The sequence below is a fragment of the Dactylosporangium sp. NPDC000521 genome (genome assembly GCF_042898305.1).
Classification (GTDB): Bacteria; Actinomycetota; Actinomycetes; order Mycobacteriales; family Micromonosporaceae; genus Dactylosporangium.
On the sequence record NZ_JBIAYW010000004.1, the window covers coordinates 23,078 to 41,389 of the forward strand.

At 72.9% G+C, this 18,312-nt stretch carries 16 protein-coding genes and 1 pseudogene; 13 read left to right on the plus strand and 4 right to left on the minus strand.

The genetic code is table 11. The annotated features are described in order from the left end of the window. Positions 1 to 4 precede the first annotated feature (4 nt). A pseudogene (locus tag ACFY3L_RS14220) lies at positions 5 to 1,150 on the minus strand (RNA-guided endonuclease InsQ/TnpB family protein); the annotation flags it as partial. Between the two features lie 216 nt (positions 1,151 to 1,366). On the opposite strand from ACFY3L_RS14220, the gene ACFY3L_RS14225 reads away from it, so the two are divergent. Together ACFY3L_RS14225 and ACFY3L_RS14230 are read left to right on the plus strand one after the other, a co-directional pair. Continuing rightward, positions 1,367 to 1,849, plus strand: coding sequence for an SRPBCC family protein (locus ACFY3L_RS14225; RefSeq protein WP_389322709.1), 483 nt, complete (start codon positions 1,367 to 1,369; stop codon positions 1,847 to 1,849). A 140-nt stretch (positions 1,850 to 1,989) separates the two neighbouring features. Next, entirely contained in the window at positions 1,990 to 2,922 is a 933-nt protein-coding gene (locus ACFY3L_RS14230; protein WP_389322711.1) for an exopolyphosphatase, read from the plus strand. A 356-nt stretch (positions 2,923 to 3,278) separates the two neighbouring features. Here ACFY3L_RS14230 and ACFY3L_RS14235 read toward each other — a convergent pair whose 3' ends face one another. From ACFY3L_RS14235 to ACFY3L_RS14245, 3 genes are read right to left on the minus strand one after another with little or no spacing between them, the layout of a single operon-like run. After that, complete coding sequence (locus tag ACFY3L_RS14235; protein WP_389322713.1) at positions 3,279 to 3,779, minus strand: hypothetical protein; 501 nt, start codon at positions 3,777 to 3,779, stop codon at positions 3,279 to 3,281. Between the two features lie 44 nt (positions 3,780 to 3,823). Further along, entirely contained in the window at positions 3,824 to 6,046 is a 2,223-nt protein-coding gene (locus tag ACFY3L_RS14240) for an ATP-binding protein (protein ID WP_389322715.1), read from the minus strand. Further along, positions 6,043 to 6,696 carry a sensor histidine kinase gene (locus tag ACFY3L_RS14245; protein WP_389322717.1) on the minus strand — a complete coding sequence of 218 codons (654 nt, stop codon included), beginning with the start codon at positions 6,694 to 6,696 and terminating at the stop codon, positions 6,043 to 6,045. The genes ACFY3L_RS14240 and ACFY3L_RS14245 overlap by 4 nt, the downstream gene beginning before the upstream one ends. Positions 6,697 to 6,802: 106 nt before the next feature. Between ACFY3L_RS14245 and ACFY3L_RS14250 the strand changes: the two genes are divergently transcribed. From ACFY3L_RS14250 to ACFY3L_RS14300, 11 genes are all read left to right on the plus strand, one after another. Next, positions 6,803 to 7,177 (plus strand): response regulator transcription factor, encoded by a 375-nt coding sequence (locus tag ACFY3L_RS14250; protein WP_389322719.1) that lies wholly within the window; start codon positions 6,803 to 6,805, stop codon positions 7,175 to 7,177. 9 nt (positions 7,178 to 7,186) lie between these two features. Beyond that, on the plus strand, positions 7,187 to 7,972 hold the full coding sequence (locus tag ACFY3L_RS14255; RefSeq protein WP_389322721.1) for a class I SAM-dependent methyltransferase: 786 nt from the start codon (positions 7,187 to 7,189) through the stop codon (positions 7,970 to 7,972). A gap of 121 nt (positions 7,973 to 8,093) precedes the next feature. Further along, entirely contained in the window at positions 8,094 to 9,872 is a 1,779-nt protein-coding gene (locus tag ACFY3L_RS14260) for an HSP90 family protein (protein ID WP_389322723.1), read from the plus strand. 46 nt (positions 9,873 to 9,918) lie between these two features. Then, the gene (locus ACFY3L_RS14265; protein ID WP_389322725.1) at positions 9,919 to 11,907 is read left to right on the plus strand and encodes a hypothetical protein; all 1,989 of its coding nucleotides are present in this window, start codon (positions 9,919 to 9,921) and stop codon (positions 11,905 to 11,907) included. Positions 11,908 to 11,909: 2 nt separating this feature from the next. Next, positions 11,910 to 12,929, plus strand: a complete 1,020-nt coding sequence (locus tag ACFY3L_RS14270; protein ID WP_389322727.1) for an SMP-30/gluconolactonase/LRE family protein — start codon at positions 11,910 to 11,912, stop codon at positions 12,927 to 12,929. A gap of 32 nt (positions 12,930 to 12,961) precedes the next feature. Next, positions 12,962 to 13,348 (plus strand): hypothetical protein, encoded by a 387-nt coding sequence (locus ACFY3L_RS14275; protein WP_389322729.1) that lies wholly within the window; start codon positions 12,962 to 12,964, stop codon positions 13,346 to 13,348. Then, positions 13,345 to 15,678, plus strand: coding sequence for a DUF4132 domain-containing protein (locus ACFY3L_RS14280; protein ID WP_389322731.1), 2,334 nt, complete (start codon positions 13,345 to 13,347; stop codon positions 15,676 to 15,678). The genes ACFY3L_RS14275 and ACFY3L_RS14280 overlap by 4 nt, the downstream gene beginning before the upstream one ends. A 138-nt stretch (positions 15,679 to 15,816) precedes the next feature. Next, positions 15,817 to 16,194: a sigma factor gene (locus ACFY3L_RS14285; RefSeq protein WP_389322733.1), complete on the plus strand. Its 378-nt coding sequence runs from the start codon at positions 15,817 to 15,819 to the stop codon at positions 16,192 to 16,194. Further along, entirely contained in the window at positions 16,164 to 16,331 is a 168-nt protein-coding gene (locus tag ACFY3L_RS14290) for a sigma factor-like helix-turn-helix DNA-binding protein (protein ID WP_389322735.1), read from the plus strand. Before ACFY3L_RS14285 ends, ACFY3L_RS14290 begins: the two co-directional genes overlap by 31 nt. Then, positions 16,328 to 17,728 carry a hypothetical protein gene (locus tag ACFY3L_RS14295; RefSeq protein WP_389322737.1) on the plus strand — a complete coding sequence of 467 codons (1,401 nt, stop codon included), beginning with the start codon at positions 16,328 to 16,330 and terminating at the stop codon, positions 17,726 to 17,728. The genes ACFY3L_RS14290 and ACFY3L_RS14295 overlap by 4 nt, the downstream gene beginning before the upstream one ends. Before the next feature lie 205 nt (positions 17,729 to 17,933). Further along, positions 17,934 to 18,290 carry a hypothetical protein gene (locus tag ACFY3L_RS14300; protein WP_389322739.1) on the plus strand — a complete coding sequence of 119 codons (357 nt, stop codon included), beginning with the start codon at positions 17,934 to 17,936 and terminating at the stop codon, positions 18,288 to 18,290. Positions 18,291 to 18,312: the final 22 nt, after the last annotated feature.

Consider the following 18,312-nt stretch of genomic DNA (forward strand, 5'->3'; position numbering starts at 1 on the left):
CGCCTCAAAGGTCGGGGATTCCCTGGGTCACCCCAGGGGGTTCCTGCTTCACCGACGACTGCCCCGTCCGAGAGGACTCTCGTTGAGGTCTTACACCGCCTCCACAGGCGATCACGGAGAGCCCCTCCGCGAGGATGTTGCGGGCCGCGTTGACGTCGCGGTCGTGGACGGTGCCGCACCGGCAGGTCCACGACCGTACGTGCAGCGGCATCCGTTCAGCGAGCGCACCACAGGTCGAGCACAGTTTGGACGACGGGTACCAGCGGTCCACGGCGACCAGGGTGCGGCCGTGCCATTGGGTCTTGTATTCGAGCATGGTGCGCAACTGCCGCCAGGCCGCGTCGCTGACGGCGCGGGCGAGGCGGTGGTTTTTGACCATGTTGCGCACCGTCAGGTCCTCGATCACGATCGTTTGGTTCTCACGAACGAGCCGAGTACTCAGTTTGTGCAGGTGATCCCTGCGCCGGTCGCTGATCCGGGCGTGGACGCGGGCGACCTTGCACCGGGCCTTGGCCCGGTTCGCGGAGCCCTTCTCCTTGCGGGCCAGGTTGCGTTGGGCTCGGGCGAGCGCGGCCCGGTCCCGGCGCTCATGCTTCGGGTTGGTGACCTTCTCCCCGGTGGACAGGGTGAGCAGGCTGTTGAGCCCGGCGTCGACACCGACCGCACCCGTGGCCGGGACCGGCTCGACCCGGTCGTCGCACAGCAGCGACACGAACCAGCGGCCGGCGGTGTCCTGGGACACGGTCACCGTGGACGGCGAGGCTCCCTCGGGCAGCGGCCGGGACCACACGATGTCCAGGGGCTCAGTCATCTTCGCCAGGGTGAGCCGGCCGTCGCGGTACCGGAACGCGCTGGTCGTGTACTCCGCGGAGCGGCGCGACCGCTTCCTGGACTTGAACGTCGGATACCTGGCACGCTTGGCCCAGAAGTTCGTGAACGCCACCTGCAGGTGGCGCAGTGCCTGCTGCAACGGCACGCAGGAGACCTCGTTGAGGAACGCCAGTTCCCCGGTCTTCTTCCACGCGGTCAGCAGCGCGCTGGTGGCGTGGTAGTCGACCCGTTCCTGGCGCAGTGTCCACGCCTCGGTCCGGGCCTGCAACGCCAGGTTGTAGACCAGTCGGACACACCCGAACGTCCGGGCAAGCTCGGCGGCCTGCCCGGGGGGACGGGTAGAAGCGGTACTTGAACGCCCGCTTCACCGTCCTGGACACGGCTCGCACGATAACAGCCTGGATGGTGAACCTTGCGGTCACACCCGGGCAAACGCCGATCCGCCTTGGCGGCGGATCGGCGTTCCCTGCCCTGCTGGGCAGGAGTTCCGTTTCCTCCCCGGCCCGAAGGCCGGAGTATCCACGGAAGGAATCCGATGACCCCGACCCCCACCGGCCGTTGGACCCCCACCGCCACCGGCGGCGAGCTGGTGATCAGCCGCACCTTCCGCGCGCCCATCGAAGACGTCTGGGCCAGCGTCACCGAGTCCGACCGCACGGCCCGCTGGTTCGGCCCCTGGAAGGGCGACGGGCGTCCGGGCGGCACCGTCCAGTACCAGATGATCCAGGAGGAAGGAGCGCCCTGGTCCGAAGCGCGGATCGAGGCCTGCGAGCCCCCGCGCCGGCTCGTCCTGACCGACTCGGTGGCCCACCTGGAGCTGCGCCTGTCGACCGTGGACGCCGGCACGCTGCTGGAGCTGGTCCACCACATGACCGGACCCGACGGCATCGCCGACTTCGGCGCCGGCTGGGAGTTCTACCTCGACGCCCTCGTGGCCTCCCGCGACGACACCCCCATGCCCGACTTCAACGACTACTACCCGTCCATGAAGCCCTACTTCGAGTCCCTGCTGCGGTGATGCCTCGGCCTTCACCTCCGCCTTCACCTGCACCGCCACCTTCGCCGATCGGGGCAGCGCGGCTTCGGTGCGCCTGATCCGCTCAGGTCGGCGTGCCCGCTGCCGATCGGGTGCTACGGGGCTGGAGCAGGGAGATGGCCGTGAAGCACAGGCTCGTGACGCGCAGCGACTTCGACGGCTTGGTGTGTGCCACGCTGCTGAAGCACCTGGACATGATCGACGAGATCGTCTTCGTGCATCCGAAGGACATGCAGGACGGCAAGGTCAAGATCACCGGGAACGACATCATCACGAATCTGCCGTACGTGCCCGGGGCGCACATGGTGTTCGACCACCACCACTCCGAGACGGTGCGCGTCGGGCCGCAGCCCAACCACATCATCGACGCGTCGGCGCCGTCGGCGGCACGGGTCATCTACAACGAGTTCGGCGGCGCCGACTTCTTCACCGACGTGCCGGCGGACCTCATGGAGGCGGTCGACAAGGCCGACTCCGCGCAGTACACCGTGGAGGAGATCCTCGACCCGACCGGCTGGACCCTGCTGAACTTCCTGATGGACAGCCGCACCGGCCTGGGCCGCTTCCGCGACTTCACCATCTCCAACTTCGAGCTGATGATGAAGCTCATCCACGCCTGCCACCAGCTGGAGAGCGTCGACGAGATCCTGGCGATGAAGGACGTGCGCGAGCGCGCCGACCTCTTCCACGCGCACACGGAGCCCTTCATCGACCAGCTGCGCCGGGTGAGCACCGTCCACGACGACGTCGTCGTGGTGGACCTGCGGGACGAGGACGTCATCTACGCGGGCAACCGCTTCATGGTGTACGCGCTCTACCCCGACACCCGCATCTCGATCCATGCCCTCTGGGGCCGCGACCAGCAGAACACCGTCTTCGCGGTCGGCAAGTCCATCGTGGACCGCACGTCACCGGTCGACATCGGCTCCATCATGCTCGAACACGGCGGCGGCGGCCACGTCGCCGCCGGCACCTGCCAGGTCGACAACGCCACCGCCGAACAGGTCCTCGCCGAACTCATCCAGACCCTGTCCACCCCCCGCGTCGCCGCCTGACCAGCACCACGTCCACACCTGCTCAAAGTGCTCCGGCGTCGGCATACGGCAGTGTCGCGAGGGGCGCTATCTGAAATGGCGAACCGTCGCGCGGGGCGGCGGTCCGAGTGAATTCCGGGACAATTGATGCATGGGGCAGCTGCAATTGTTCAGCAGGACCGAATTGGCTGCCATGCGTGACCGTAGCAGGGCACGAAACCACTCCCCCACCGGCGATCGGTTCCGCCGGGAACATGCCCGGCACCGGGTCTGGGGACTGGCCATGCGGCACGCCGAGAAGCTACGCCGCGCACACGACGACACTCCGCCCGGAACCGCCGCCACCGACCGCCGGAGCGACGCATCGGCCGAACCGGTCACGCCCTGCAGCGCGACCGGAATCCCTGAAGGAACGGCGGCACACGGCTCCGCCGGCACCGACCACGACGCCCCGGCCCACCAGTCGCCCGCCGCCGGTCGAGGCCACCCCACCCACACACCGGCCGCCCACCGACCCGCTGCCGCGCCGCAACGTTCATCCGGCAATTGCCCGCCGCCGCCCGCCAAAAAGATTCCCGCCGGAACCATTCCACGGAAACACTTCTCCGATGCTCGTCGAAAACAACGGGATCCGCATGCTCGAAGCAGTGCAGGACGCCCCGCTGGCTCAGGTAGAGGCATCGCCCCTGCGCGACGGTGGTCGTGCCCCAGCAGTCCTCGACGCGCTGCTCCCACATCAGCGCCTCGGTCGCCGGGTCGAGCCCGACCAGGCGAGAGTACCGCTCCGCCACGACGAGAACATTGGACGCCGCGACCGTCCTCGCGCTCGACCGCATGCACAGCGACCGCGACCACACGATCTCCACGGGCTGGTCCACCGTCAGAAGGCTATCGCCGCGCCGTACATCGGCGGGAACGGCGGTCAGGAGGCGTTGACGTCGCTGGGGCGCATGAGGCGTTCCCAGCCGGCGTCGGCGGATGGGCCGTAGGTGCGCAGGGCGGCGATGGGGTCGGGTTCGGTGGTGCGGCTGGCCGTCGGGAGGGAGACGCAGAACCTGGTGCCGCCGCCAGGGTTGTCCTCGACGGCGATCGAGCCGCCGTGGCGTTCGACGATCCGGCGGCAGATCGCCAGGCCGAGGCCGGTGCCGCCGTAGTCGGCGGGGCGGGCGCGGTAGAAGGACTCGAAGACGCGGGCCTTGTGGCCGTCGGGGATGCCGATGCCGCGGTCGGCGACGACGAGGATGACGCAGTCGGGGTCGGACAGGGCGGTGACCTCGATGTTCGGGGTCTGGCCGGCGGGGGTGTACTTGATGGCGTTGCCGATCAGGTTGTCCACGACCAGGCGCAGCAGGCCCGGGTCGGCCTTGATGTGCGGCAGGTCGCCGATGTGGATGCGTGGCGTGGGCGGGAGGGCGACCGTGGACGCCTTCGCCAGTTGCATGGGCGGGGCGAGGGCGGTGCGGTCGGCGACGACGGACTCGACGACGGCGCGCAGGTCGACGTCGGTGAGGTTGAGGGGCGCGTCGCGGGCGGTGGTGTACGCGAGCAGGTCGTCGATGATCGACCGCATCCGGATCGCGCCCTGGCGGACCCGCTCGACCGCGACCTTCGCCGTGTCGGGGCGGCGCGGGGCGACCTGGGCCGCGTCCGCCGACAGCGCGTCGGCGGCGACGGCGGCGAAGCCGTGCACCGCCGTCAGTGGGCTCTTCAGGTCGTGCGCGACGACCGCGGCGAACTGGGCCAGCTCCGTCTCGTACCGGCGCAGGGCCGTGATGTCGTGCAGCACCGCGACCGCGCCGCGCGGCCCGCCGCCGGAGCGGTCCAGTGGGCGGGCACTGACGCTGACGAGGATCCCGTCGGGGTGGGTGGGGTTGCGGATCACCATCTCGACCCGGTCGACGGAGACGCCCCGCAGCGCCTTCACCATCGGCAGCTCGGCGGCGGGAAACGGGGTCGCGCGGTCCGGCAGGTAGGCGCCGTAGTGCGCCGGCCAGTCCTCGAGCGTGTCGGGGTCGCCGGCGGTGCCGAGCAGCTGGCGGGCCGCGGGGTTGTGCAGCAGCACCCTGCCGTCCGCGCCGACGACGGTGACGCCCTCGCCGAGGCTGGTGAGGATCGCCTGCTGCAGCGCGGCCTGGTCGCGGGCCTCGCGCTCGGCGGCGCGCAGCTCGCGGGTCGCCTCGTGCACCAGGGTCATCGCCTTCGAGCGGCGGGTCGACAGCAGGTACACCAGCAGCGTGACCAGCACGGTCAGCGCCGCGCCGGCGGCCGTCGCGACGAGCGGGCGGTCGGTGTAGGCGCCCGGCAGGTCGCGCGGGTCGGCGGTGACCTCAAGGTGCCACACGCGCTGCGCGATGCCGATGTCCTTCGAGCGGCGCAGGGCGTCGCCGGGCACGGCGAGGCGGTGCACGGTCGCGATGGGCAGGAGGCCGCCGCCGGTCTGGGTCGCGGCCAGGGTCGCGGTGACCCGGCGGTGCAGCACCTCACCGAGCGCCCCGTCGAAGAAGCCCTCGCCGCGCAGGCCGAGCACGACCCAGCCGCGCAGCGCGCCGTCCGCGCCGGTGACCGGGGTGGCGAGGCTGAGCGTGCGGCGCTGGCCGCCCGCGATCAGCGCCGCGTTGGACACCGCCGCGTGCCCGGACAGCCGCGCCTGCCGCATGACGTCGGCGAGGTCCGGGTTGTCGCCGAGGTCGCTGCCGCCGTCGAGCGGGGCGTCTCCGTCGAGCTGCCGCGCGTACACGCCGAAGTAGTGCTCCTGGATCCCCTCCGCGGGCTTGAACGTGAGCCCGGCGGCACCGGCGGCGCGCCACGCGGCCTGCGCCGCGGTCACGCCCGGCCCATCGGCGGGGACGACGAACACGAGCGCGGTGGCGCCGGCGAGCGCCGGGATGCGCGACGTGGCCCGTTCGAACGCCTGCGGGCTCAGCGTGTCGTGCGAGCCGAGCGCGGCCGCCACGTTGTCGATGGTGTCGACGTACCGGCGGACCTCCCCCGCGACCGCCGCCGCCGCGAGATCGGACTGGCGCTGGATCGCCAGCTGTGCCGAGCGCCGCTCCTTGCCGGTGATGACGCTCGAGACGCCGAGCGTGACGAGCGCCCCGAGGACCAGGACCGCGGCGGCGAGCGCCATCGAGCCGTACCACCTCATCGGGGCCGCCGCATCGGCCGCACCACGACCCGCTCGCCGGGGCGTGCCGTCCGCGGCAACACCACCCGGAGCTCGCTGTCGCCGGCGGCCACGCTGCCGCCGTGCTGCTCGGCGATCGCCCGCACCACGGCCGGCCCGAGCCCCACGATGTCGGCCGGCTCGCCGGCGTCGCCGCTGACGGTGACCCACGCGCCGGTGCCGTCGCCGCCGGTGCCGACCCGCAGCTCGGCGCACCCGGCGAAGCATCCGGCGGCATAGTTGAGCAGCGCCACCAGCAGGTGCTCGAGTTGCCTCGGATCCGCCTGTACGACGCAGCTTCCGTCGCCGTCCGCGCACCGCACCGCGGGCTCGCCTGGTCGCACGTGCGCCATGTGCGCCCGCACCACGTGCTCGGCCAGGCGCGCGAGGTCGACGTCCTCGACCACCAGCCCGTACGCGCCGGCGTCGACGGACGCGAGCAGCAGCAGGTCGTCGATGAGGCTGTCGAGGCGGTGGACGCAGGAGTTGAGCATGGTGAGCATGTGCCGCTGCCGCTCGGTGAGCGGCCCGGCCTGCTCCAGCACCTCGGTGTAGCCGCGGATGCCGGTGAGCGGCGTGCGCAGCTCGTGCGACAGCTGCCGCAGGTACTGCGGCTGCACCGCTGCGGTCATCCTCGCGGCCTCCAGACTTGAACCATCCGGAACCACCATAGTTGAGCTGATTTGTCCATATACTCGGATCGGAAGCTTCGCATCGGGGAATGAAAGGTCGGTGCACGTGTCGACGGTGCTCGTGGCCGAGGACGACCTCGCGATCCGGGAACTGCTGACGTTCCTGCTCGACACGTCGGGCCATCAGGTGATCGCCTGCGCCGACGGCGGCACGGCCCTGGACACCGCCCGCCGCGAGCACCCGGACCTGGCGATCCTGGACGTCAGCATGCCCGGCATCAACGGCATCGAGGTCTGCCGCGCCCTGCGCCAGACCGCCGACACCGAGCTGATGCCCGTCCTGATCCTGACCTCCCACGGCCAGTGGCTGGACGTGAGCACCGGCTTCGACGCCGGCGCCGACGACTATCTCGTGAAGCCGTTCGAGCCGAGCGTCCTGCTGGAGCGCATCGAGACCCTGCTCTCCGAGGCCCCTGACTAAGCTCCCCGCATGGGGAAATGGACGGGCCGCGCGGCGGCGTTCGCCGACAGCTACGCCCACCTGTGCGCGTACACGGCACCGGCGCTGCTCTCGGCGGCCGGGCTCGCGCCGGGTGTCAGGCTGCTCGACGTCGGCACGGGCACCGGGACGGTCGCGGCGCTCGCCGTCGCGGGCGGTGCCACGGTGACCGCGGTGGACGCCGAGCCGGGCATGGTCGAGCTCGCCCGCGCGGTCGTGCCCGACGTGCTCCACGCCGGCCTGCCCGACCTGCCGTTGCCGGACGACGCCTTCGACGCGGTGGTCGCGAACTTCGTCGTCAACCACGTCACCGACCCGGCCCGCGCGGTCGCCGAACTGGTGCGCCTGACCGCGCCGGGCGGGCGGGTGGCGGTCACCGTGTGGCCGCACCCGTCGCCGCCGCTGCAACAGCTGTGGAACGACGTGATGGCCGCCGTCGGCCTCACGCCGGCGCCGTCGATCATCCCACCGTCGCTGAACTTCGCCCGGACCCCCGAGGGCGTCACCGGCCTGCTCGGCGGCGCCGGCCTGCGGGACGTCACCTGCGAGACGATCAGCTGGACGCACCACACCGACGTCGACGCCTGGTGGATCGGGCCCGCCAACGGCATGGGCGCCCTCGGCGAGGCGCTCGCCGGCCGGGACCCGGCGACGGTCGCCGCCGCCCGCAACGCGTACGAACGCCTCGCCGCCGGGTTCCTCGACGACGACGGCACCCTCACCCTGCCGACGGCTGCGCTCCTCGCTTCGGGAAGCGCCCCGTCAGTCGCGCGCTGACGCGAACCCGAGCGTCACGGCGGCCGCGCACGCCGCGGCGGACGGCCGGAAAAGGGGTCAGCGGACGGCAGGGCCGTGGGCTATCGTCCGACGCGTTGATCAGACCGGAAGGAACCGCCCGGTGTCCCACACATTCCATGTCGACCTGCGCGGCATCGTCGATCTTCTCAGCCATCACCTGTACGCCAGTCCGCGCGTGTACGTGCGGGAGCTGCTGCAGAACGCGGTCGACGCCGTCACCGCCGCGCGGGCGCAGGACCCCGGGCGGCCCGCGACGATCACCATCGAGACGGGCGACGTCCTGCGCATCGCCGACAGCGGCATCGGGCTGACCGAGGCGCAGGTCCACGAGCTGCTCGCCACCATCGGGCGCAGCTCGAAGCGCGACGAGCTCGGCTTCTCCCGGCACGAGTTCCTCGGGCAGTTCGGCATCGGGCTGCTGTCGTGCTTTCTCGTCGCGGACACGATCGAGGTGCGCACCCGGTGCGGGGACGCGCCGACGGTGGAGTGGCTGGGCTCGTCCGACGGCAGCTACCAGGTGCGCGTCGCCGAAGGGCCGGAGGCGCTGCCGGCGCCGGGCACCGTGGTGACGTTGCGGCCGCGGGCCGGCGCCGAGGAGTGGCTGGAGCCGCGGACGGTGCGGGAGCTGGCGGCGCTGTACGGCTCGATGCTGCCGTTCCCGGTGCTGGTCGACGACGAGCCGGTCACCGTCGCCGCGGCGCCGTGGGAGACCGCCCCCGGCGAGACGCCGCTCGGACGCCGGGCCCGCCTGCTGTCGTACGCGGAGGAGGTCTTCGGTTTCACCCCCTTCGACGTCATCGACCTGGCGGAGCCGCAGGCCGGGCTGCGCGGTGTGGCGTTCGTGCTGCCGATGCCGTCCAACCCGGCGGGACGGGTCGCGCACCGGGTCTACCTCAAGCGGATGCTGCTCGGCGAGGGCATCGAGGGGCTGCTGCCGGAGTGGGCGTTCTTCGTGCGCTGTGTCGTCGACACCGGCGAGCTGCGGCCCACGGCGAGCCGCGAGGCGCTCTACGACGACCCGCTGCTGACCCAGGTCCGCGACCGCCTCGGCGAGCAGCTGCGCCGCTGGATGACCCAGCTCGGCAACGGCGACCAGCTACGGCTGGCCGAGTTCCTGCGCATCCACCACCTGGGGGTGAAGGCGCTCGCCGTCCACGACGACGAGATGCTGCGGCTGGTGGCGCAGTGGTGGCCGTTCGAGACGACGGTCGGGCCGATGACGCTCGCGCAGTTCCACGACAGCTACGGCGTGGTGCGCTATGCGCCGTCGCTGGACGAGTTCCGGCAGATCGCGGCCGTCGCTTCCGCGCAGGGGCTGGCGATCGTCAACGCGGGCTACGTGTACGACGCCGAGCTCGTCGCGCGCCTGCCGCTCGCCGAACGGGCGATGACCGTGGAGCCGCTGACCGCGAGCGACCTCGCCACCCGGCTCGAGGAGCTGGCGCCCGGCGACGAGCTGGCGTTGCGCGGGTTCCTGGTGTCGGCGCAGGCGGCCCTGGACCGCTTCGGCGTCGAGGTGCTCGTGCGGTCGTTCCACCCGGCGGGGCTGCCGGCGCTGTACCTGCTCGACGGCGACACCGCGCTGCGTGAGGATCTGCTCCGGGGCCGGGACGCGGCCGACGACCTGTGGTCCTCGGTCCTCGGCGCGTTCACCGTCTCGGGCGGCACCCGCCGGCCGCAGCTCGTGTTCAACCGCCGCAACCCGCTGATCGAGCAGGCCGCCGCCGTGACCGACCCGGCGCTCGCGGCCCTGGTCGTGGAGGGACTGTACGTGCAGGCACTGCTGCTCGGGCACCAGCCGCTGCGGCCGGTCGACACCGCCGCGCTCAACCAGTCGTTCCTGGGCCTGATCGGCCGCGCGATGGGAGGCCCGCGATGACCACACCGCTGCCCGATCGGCCCGGCCGTGCCCTGGGAGGCCCGCGATGACCATGTCCGCCACCGAGGTGCACCGGCTGTGGCACGAGGCGCAGCACCTGCCGCGCGGCCGGGCGAAGTTCGAGGCGATCGACGCGGTGCTGCGCCACGCCGACGCGGCGGGGCTGGCCCAGGAGGCGTTCAACTTCCGGCTGTCCGCGCTGTCGGAGTTCCACCACGGCGGCGACCCGACGCGGTTGTTCCTGGCGTTCACCCACTGCCTGCGCACCTGGGACGCCGACCCGTCGGTCGGGCACGGGCACGCGGAGCACACGCTGCTGTGGACCTTCAAGTGGATCGCGTGGTCGCTGCCGCAGTTCCCGGAGATCCCGCTCGACCGGACCGCCGCCGTCCTCGACGACATGGAGCAGCGGTACCGCCGGGCCGGGCACAGCCTGCACGCCGTGTACCAGCACCGGTGGCTGGTCGCGCACCACACCGGGGACCCGGCCGCCGACGACTGGTACGCGAAGCTCGTCACCACCGCGCGCGACCGGATGTCCGACTGCGCCGCCTGTGTCCCCTCAGGGCAGGTGCGGCACCTCGTCTCGCGGCACCGCGACGAGGAGGCGATCGAGATCGGCAGCCCGTACTCCCGCGGCGGCTGCACCGAGCAGCCGCACTGGATGCTGTCGGAGCTGCTGCTGCCGTACCTGCGCACCGGCCGGATCGCCGAGGCGACCGACGCGCACCGGGTCGGGTACCCGCCGATGCGCTCCGACCGGCATCACCTGGACAACATCGCCCAGCACGTGTGGTTCTGCGGGCTGTCCGGCAACGAGCCGCGCGGCCTGGAGCTCGTCGACCGGCACCGCGCCTGGCTCGCGCAGCCGCCGTCGCCGTACGCGGCGATGATGTTCGCCGCCTCGGGCGCGCAGGTCCTCGGCCGGCTCGCCGCGGCGGGCCACGGCGACGCCCCGGTCGTGCCGGTGCCCGGCTCCCCCGCGACGACCGTCGCCGAGACCCACGCCGAGCTGGCGGCCATGGCGCGCGAGATCGCCGCCCGGTTCGACGCACGCAACGGCAACGGTCACGTCAGCGGCCTGATCGAGGCGCGGATGGCCGCCGAGCCGCTCGCCGACCGTGCCGACCTGTCCGTCGCCGCCCGGCCGCGGGAGACGATGACCAGGCAGGTCGCCGCGCACATGGACGACGCGCTGGCCGCCCGCGCCGCCGGTGACCCCGCCGCGGCCGGTGAGGCGCTGATCGCCGCCGCCGACGAGCTGGAGCGCACCGGGGGCTGGCAGACCGTGATCGAGACCGTCGAGGAGGCGGTCGCCCTGTTCGATCGGGCGTCGGCCACCGGCCCGGCGCAACTCGGCCGGGCCCGCCTGGCCCGGCTGTACGAGCGGATGGGCCGCCACGACGAGGCCGCCGCGACGGTCGACGGGCTGCTGCGGGAGCCGGCGCTGCCGCCGGGCGCACCCAGCCGCGGCGAGCTGCTCGCGGCCGCGGCCCGCCTCCACGCCGACCGGGACCAGGCGGCGCCGCTGCACCGCGACGCGGCCGAAGCGCTGGTCGCCGAGGGCAATCCCGGCGCCGCGCTGGACACCCTGTTGATCCCGTTGCAGCAGGGTGCCGCCGACGACGCGATGCTGGCGCTGGCGCAGCGACTCGCGGAGCAGGGCGACGCCGACGACCCCGCCTGGCATCCGCGGCTGGCCGTGCTCGACCTCGCCGCGGCCTGGCACTGGCTGTCCGCCGGGCAGCTGGACGCCGCGCTGGGCCACTCGCGCCGGGGCCTGGACCTCGGCGCGACCGGCTGCGTCCTCCCGCTCGCCGGTGCGCTGCTGCGTCTCGGGCAGCCCGACGAGGCGTTGCGGGTCGCTCGCACGACGCACGACGCCGAGGAGGACGACTACGAGGCGGTGCTTGCCCTCGGCGCCGTGCTGCACGCGACGGGGCAGCCGCTGCCCGGCGTGCTGGACGAGTGGGGAGTCGACCCCGAGCAGCTCGACGACCTGCTGCGGAGCCTGGGCGTCGAACGCCACTCCTAGCCGTGGTGACGCGGGTCGTGCTGCCGTACGGCGCTGGCAAGCCCCGCCGCTGGATCGCGCCGCGTCGATGGCGGCCGCCCGCGGCCTCGGACCGCGGGCCGACCGGCACGTTCGTCGTCGCCCGTCGGCTGGCGACGGGCGGCCACGGCCCTGAGGACGTCATGTTCGACGCGTCCGGCGCCGCCGTCACCGGCACCGGCGACGGCCGCCTCCTGCGGCTCGGCCCCGCCGGCTCGCACACGGTCGTCGCCGACACCGGCGGCCGCCCCCTCGGCGTGCAGCCGTGCCCCGACGGCAGCGTCCTGGTCTGCGACCACGACCGGGGGCTGCTACGGGTCGCGGCGGACGGCACGGTCGAAGTGCTCGTCGACACCGTGGACGGCTCGCCGCTGACGTTCGCCAGCAACGTCGTGCAAGGTCGTGACGGCACGATCTGGTTCACCACGTCGACGACCCGCTGGGACCTCGAACACCACCTCGGCGACATGTTCGAGCACACGTCCACCGGCCGCCTGATCCGCCGCGACGTGGACGGCGCCGTCACCACCCTGCTGCGCGACCTGAAGTTCGCCAACGGCCTGGTCCTCGCCCCCGAGGGCTCCCACCTGCTGTTCGCCGAGACCGCCGGTTACCGCATCAGCCGGTACTGGCCCGACGGCCGGGTCGAGCCCTTCGTGGAGAACCTGCCGGGGTTCCCCGACAACATGAGCCTCGGCAGCGACGGCCTGCTGTGGGTCGCCATCGCCGCCCCCGCGACCCGCTGCTCGACCGCCTCCTGCCCCTGCCGGGCTTCCTGCGCCTCCTGGCCTGGAACCTGCCCGCGGCGCTGCGGCCCAAGGCGACCCCGGTCGCGTGGGTCATGGCCTTCACGCTCGACGGCCGCCTCGTCCACGACCTGCGCACCACCGACGGCTCCTACCGCTTCATCACATCCGTCGCCGAACACGCCGGCACCGTCATCGCCGGCAGCCTCACCGCCACCGACGTCGCCGTCCTCGACGTCCCGCCCGCCCGGGTCGTGACAGGGGTCGGCGAGGTGGCCTAGGCTCCGGCCGTGCGGGTGAAGATCCAGGACGAGACGGCGGCGGGCCGTGTGGTCGGGGCGCTGGAGCTGGACGTTGCCGGGCCGGTCAGGTTGCGGGAGCTGATCCGGCTGCGGGTGCGGGAGGAGGTCGCGCGGCACAACGCGCGGCCGGTCGAGCGCTTCCACGGGCTGGTCCGGCCGACGGCCGCCGAGGCGGACCTCAACGGATACCTCATGCCCACGGCCGCCCGCATCGACTGGGAGCGGCAGGCGGACGCGGCGGTGGCCGCCTTCGAGCGGAACGGGTTCTTCGTGCTCGTCGGTGACCGGCAGGTGGAGGACCTCGACGAGGAGATCACGCTCGACGAGGCGTCCCGTGTGGTGTTCATCCGCCTGGTGCAGCTGGTCGGCGGATGACCGCCGCCGACACGCTCGCCGCGCACCGCGACCGGGCCGCGCGGCTGCTCCCGGACGAGGCCGGGATGAACGCCGACGCCGTCGAGCACTTCCACCACCACGTGCTGCCGGGGCTCGACGACGCGCAGGTCCGCTCGGTCATCGTTGTGCTCGCCGAGCTGGCGTCGCACTCCCGCGGCTGGGCGTGGCAGGCGGGCCGCCTCCTCCCCTCGCTCGAGGGCCGCCGGCCGGCGTGGACCGGCAGCGACGTCGAGCTGCTGTTCGACCTCGCCCTCCAGACGCCGGAAGACGGGCCGACGAGGGTGCTGCGGGTCGCCGTCGGGGCCGCCGAAGTGCTGGAGCCGACCGGCCGGGGCATGCTCGCGGATCGGTTCCGGGCGGCACAGAAGCTGGTCGAGCCGTCTACGTCAGCCGCGGCGGGCGAGCGGGCGCAGCTGCTCCGGCGGCTGGTGCTGCTCGCCGACACCGCGGGCGGCGACACGCCCGCCTGGGCGGGGCGGATCCGGGTCGGGGACGGCTGGAGCCGGGCCACGGTCGAGCACCTGCGATCGGCACCGGCCGGCGCGGACGAGCTCGGCCCGCTGCTCGATCACGCACTCGCCCTGGCGTCCGGCCCGCGGCCGACGAAGGCCTGGGCCCGTCGCGCGGCCGAGCTGCTGGACGGCCGGCCCCAGCTGGTCGCCCTGCTGCACGACCTGCTCGAGCTTGCCTACACCTGCCGGCCGGCGCAGGTCGAGCACTGGTACGGGGACCACGACATGCGGGTCAGCATGGACAACGCCGACCTGGTGCGAGGGCTCTTGTGGGCGGCGCAGGTGTCTGGCGAGGCGTGGCTGGTCCCGCTCGTGCTGGCGCTGGAGCCGACGCTGCACGAGCCGAAGCCGCTCAACGCCTGCTACGCGGTGCTGGGCCGGCGCGCCGACGACGCCGCGCTCGCCGCGCTCGTCCGGCTGCAGCGCGCCACCCGGCACCGCGGGCAGCTCAAGCAGATCGCGGCCGCCCTCGACGAGGCCGCCACCGCCGCCGGCGTCAGCCGCTCGGAGCTCACCGAGCTGACCGTCCCCGACTGCGGCCTGGACCGGCGCCGGCAGCGGCGCATCGGCGCGGCGCTGATCGAGATCGACGACCGGGCGCGGGTCCGCGTGACCTGGGACGACGGTGTGAGCAAGGCCGATCCAGAGGTGCGCCGCGCCACCACCGACCTGAAGAAGGCCCTCGCCGACGAGCGGGCCCGCCTTGAGGACCTGCTCGTCGAGGACCGCGACTGGCCCTTTCCGGTGTGGCGGCAGCGGTACGCCGAGCACCCCGTCACGGGCAGCCTCGCCACCCGGCTGCTGTGGACGGTCAGCGACGGCGACCGCCGGTACACCGGCCTGCCGGACACGGACGGTGGCTTCACGCTGCCCGACGGGGAGCCGGGCGCCGCGGCCCGCGTGCGGCTGTGGCACCCGGTGGACGCCGACCCGGAGGAGGTCCGGGCCTGGCGCGCGCACATCCTCGACCACGAGCTGGCGCAGCCGTTCAAGCAGGCGTTCCGGGAGGTGTACCTGCTGACCCCGGCCGAGGAGGAGACCCACGTCTACTCCAATCGGTTCGCGGCGCACATCCTGCGGTACCGGCAGGCCTACGCGCTCATGAAGGAGCGCGGCTGGGGCAGCAACTACCTCGGCGGCTGGAGCGACGGCTACGACGGCGAGGCGAGGCGGGAGTTCCCGGCCGCCGGGCTGACGGCCGTCTTCCACCACCAGCAGGCCACCGACGGCGGCGACCGCGACGCCGTGCAGTTCTGCTCGACCGACCGGGTCCGGTTCGAGCGGGGCCGCGGCCGGGCGCGGCAGGACGTCCCGCTGGCGGGCGTCCCGAGACGGGTCTTCAGCGAGGCGATGCGCGACGTCGACCTGTTCGTCGGGGTGACCTCCATCGCCGCCGACCCGACCTGGGCCGACCGCGGCACCGACGACGCCCGCTTCGGCTACTGGCAGACGGTCGCGTTCGGCGACCTGACCGCCAACGGCCAGGTCCGCCGGCAGGTCCTGGAGCACCTGCTGCCGCGGCTGAAGATCCGCGACCGGGCCAGGATCGACGGCCACTACCTCGTCGTCGACGGCAGCCGCCACACGTACCGCATCCACATCGGCAGCGGCAACATCCTCATGTCCCCGAACGACCGCTACCTGTGCATCGTGCCCGCCGGCGCCGCGAAGACGCCGGGGGTGCGCTTCATCCCCTTCGAGGGCGACGCCATGCTGTCGATCGTGCTGTCCAAGGCCATGCTGCTCGCCGACGACCACAAGATCACCGACCCGGCGATCCTCCGCCAGCTCGGCTAGTACGGCAGCCGCCGTTCGGGATCATGGCCGAAGTTCGAGGCCGAGTCGTCGTGCGTAGTGAGCAGGGCTTTTCCGAAACGGCACCCAAACGACCCACCCGGCGGGGCAGGTGTCAGCGTGTGCCTTCGGGGAGGTGTGATGGCGACACAGGACTCGTTCCACGCGTACGTGTCGGGCCGGCTCGCGGCGCTGTCGCGGCTGGCGTATCTGTTGTGCGGCGACCGGCACGCTGCCGAGGATCTTGTGCAGGTGACGCTCATCAAGGTCGCCCGGCACTGGGAACGGGTGAGCGCCGGCGGTGACCCGGATCCGTACGTGCGGCGCACCATGGTCAGCCAGCACGTGTCGTTGTGGCGCCGGCGACGGCGCCTCGTGCGGCTTACCGAGCGGCCGCCGGAGCGCCCCGTGCCCGACGCTGCGGACACCGTGACCACCGCGCTCGCGGTCCAGGCCGCGCTGGCGAAGCTGGCCCCCGGCAGCGGGCGGTGCTGGTGCTGCGGTACTTCGAGGACCTGACCGAGACGGCCACCGCCGAGGTGATGCGCTGCTCGGTGTCGACGGTGAAGAGCCAGACCCGCGACGCGCTGGCCGCGTTACGCGTCAGCGCGCCCGAGCTGGCCGACCTGGCCCAATCGGCGGAGGTGCCGTCATGACCGTACCGTTGCGTGACACGATGCGTGAGCTGGGCGAACACATGTCGCCTGCGCGGCTGCCCGAGGATCTGTGGCGGCGGGGGAGACGGCAGCGGTACCGGGGCAGGATCGTCGCCGTCGTCGCCGCGGCGCTGCTCTGTGCGGCCGTGGCGATGGCGCCCGGTCTGCATGCCGAGCCCCAGCCGGCCGGGGGCGGCTCGGTCGTCCCCCGCAGCGTCGGGCTTCCGTACTTCTGGCAGGCGACGGTCGGCATGGCGCCGCCGGGCCCGGCCTCGGTGCTGTTCGGCGGCGACAGTCTGGGGTTGACCAGCGACCCGTTCGAGGAGGAGGGCGGCAAGCTCGCCGTGCTCGGCCGTAACGGCGACTACCGCATGCTGCGCTACCCGAGCGACGGAGTGCGCGCCGGGCAGGGCGTGCGACTGTCCCCGGATGGCAGCCTGGTCGCGCACAGCGATCTGACCGGCGGGCCGGCCGGGTGGCTGGTGGTCACCGATCTGCGTACCGGTCGTAGCCGTGGCTACAGCGGCGGCGAGACGACCTGCTGCGCGGACGTCGTGGCCTGGCGGCCGGACAGCGGCGCCGTCCTGGCACTGCAGGCCGCCCGCGACGGCTACCCGATCGACGGCCCGGCGGCGCGGTACGTCCTGGTCGACCTGGCCAGCGGCGCGGTGACTCCGGTCGAAGACCGGCTTCTGTGGGACGGCAACGCCTCGGCATGGGGGGCGGCGTTCGCTCCCGACGGCCGTGGGTTCGTCGCGGCGCGGCCGGCCGCCCACGGCACCGAGCTGCGCGGCTACGACGCCACCGGCCGCCGGCTGTGGGCCCGCGACCTCGGCAGCCGGCGACTGGCGGGCTCGGGCGCCTACACATCGGACAGTTCGACTCTGGCGCTGCTGACCGTCGACGAATGCCCGTTCCAGTGCGACCACGACCAGCGCGACGCCCGACGGTGGCGGGTCTCGTACATCGACGCCGCCACGGGCACCGACCGCGAAGGGCCGGCGGTGCCCGAGGTGACCGGCGCGGCGGTGCGGGCGCTCGGCTGGCACGGCGATGCCCTCGTCGTCGTGCAGTACGAGTCGGAGGACCACGTCACCGCAGCCGAGAGCGAGACGCAGGAGATCCGGCATGTCCGCGTGCTGGCGCTTCGCCCCGGAGCCGTGGACGTGGTGCTGGACCCGCCGGCCGACGTCACCTCCATCGACATCCCGCAGGACCTGGTCCGCAACGGGCAGTTCGACGGTCCGGTGCCGGCACCGGCGATGCTGCCCGCCCGCTGGTCGGTCGTCGCGCAGGGCGCGCTGTGCCTGCTGTGCCTGCTGGCACCGGTGGCGGCAGCCGTCGTCGTCTCCGTGAGGGTATGGGCGGCTCGCCGGCGTCGCGCCGCCGCACGATGACGGCAGAACGCCGGCCACAACGGCGGCGCCGCCACCAGGCCCGAGCCCGCCGAACCCACGACGCACGACGATTCAGCCTCGAACTTCAGCCATAATCCCGAGTGGCGGCTGCCGTACTAGACGAGTGATGCGGGGACGGGGCTGCGGAGATAGGCAAGGGCCTCCATGATCGACGGTGCTGAGCAACGATGACCATGGAGGCCACGTGCACGTCGATCTGGAGACCCTTGCCATCGCACTGTACGTCAAGATCGACGATGAGATGCGCGCCAGTCCCGAGCTGGCCATCCCACGCCCGCCCGGCGGCATCCCTGCGAAACTGACCGACCCGGAACTGCTCACCATGTCGGTCATGCAGGCCCTGCTCGGCTACCGCTCAGAACGCCGCTGGCTGCGTCACCTCGACAAACACCTGCGCCACCTGTTCCCCTACCAACCCACCCAGTCCGGCTACACCCGCCGGCTCCGGGCCGCCCTGCCGCTGGTCAAGCACTTCATCCGCGCCCTGGCCATCGACACCGCCGTCGCGGGATTCACCGCGGGCGCGGTCACCGTGGGGTGAGCGGCGGCACCGCCGCGCAGCC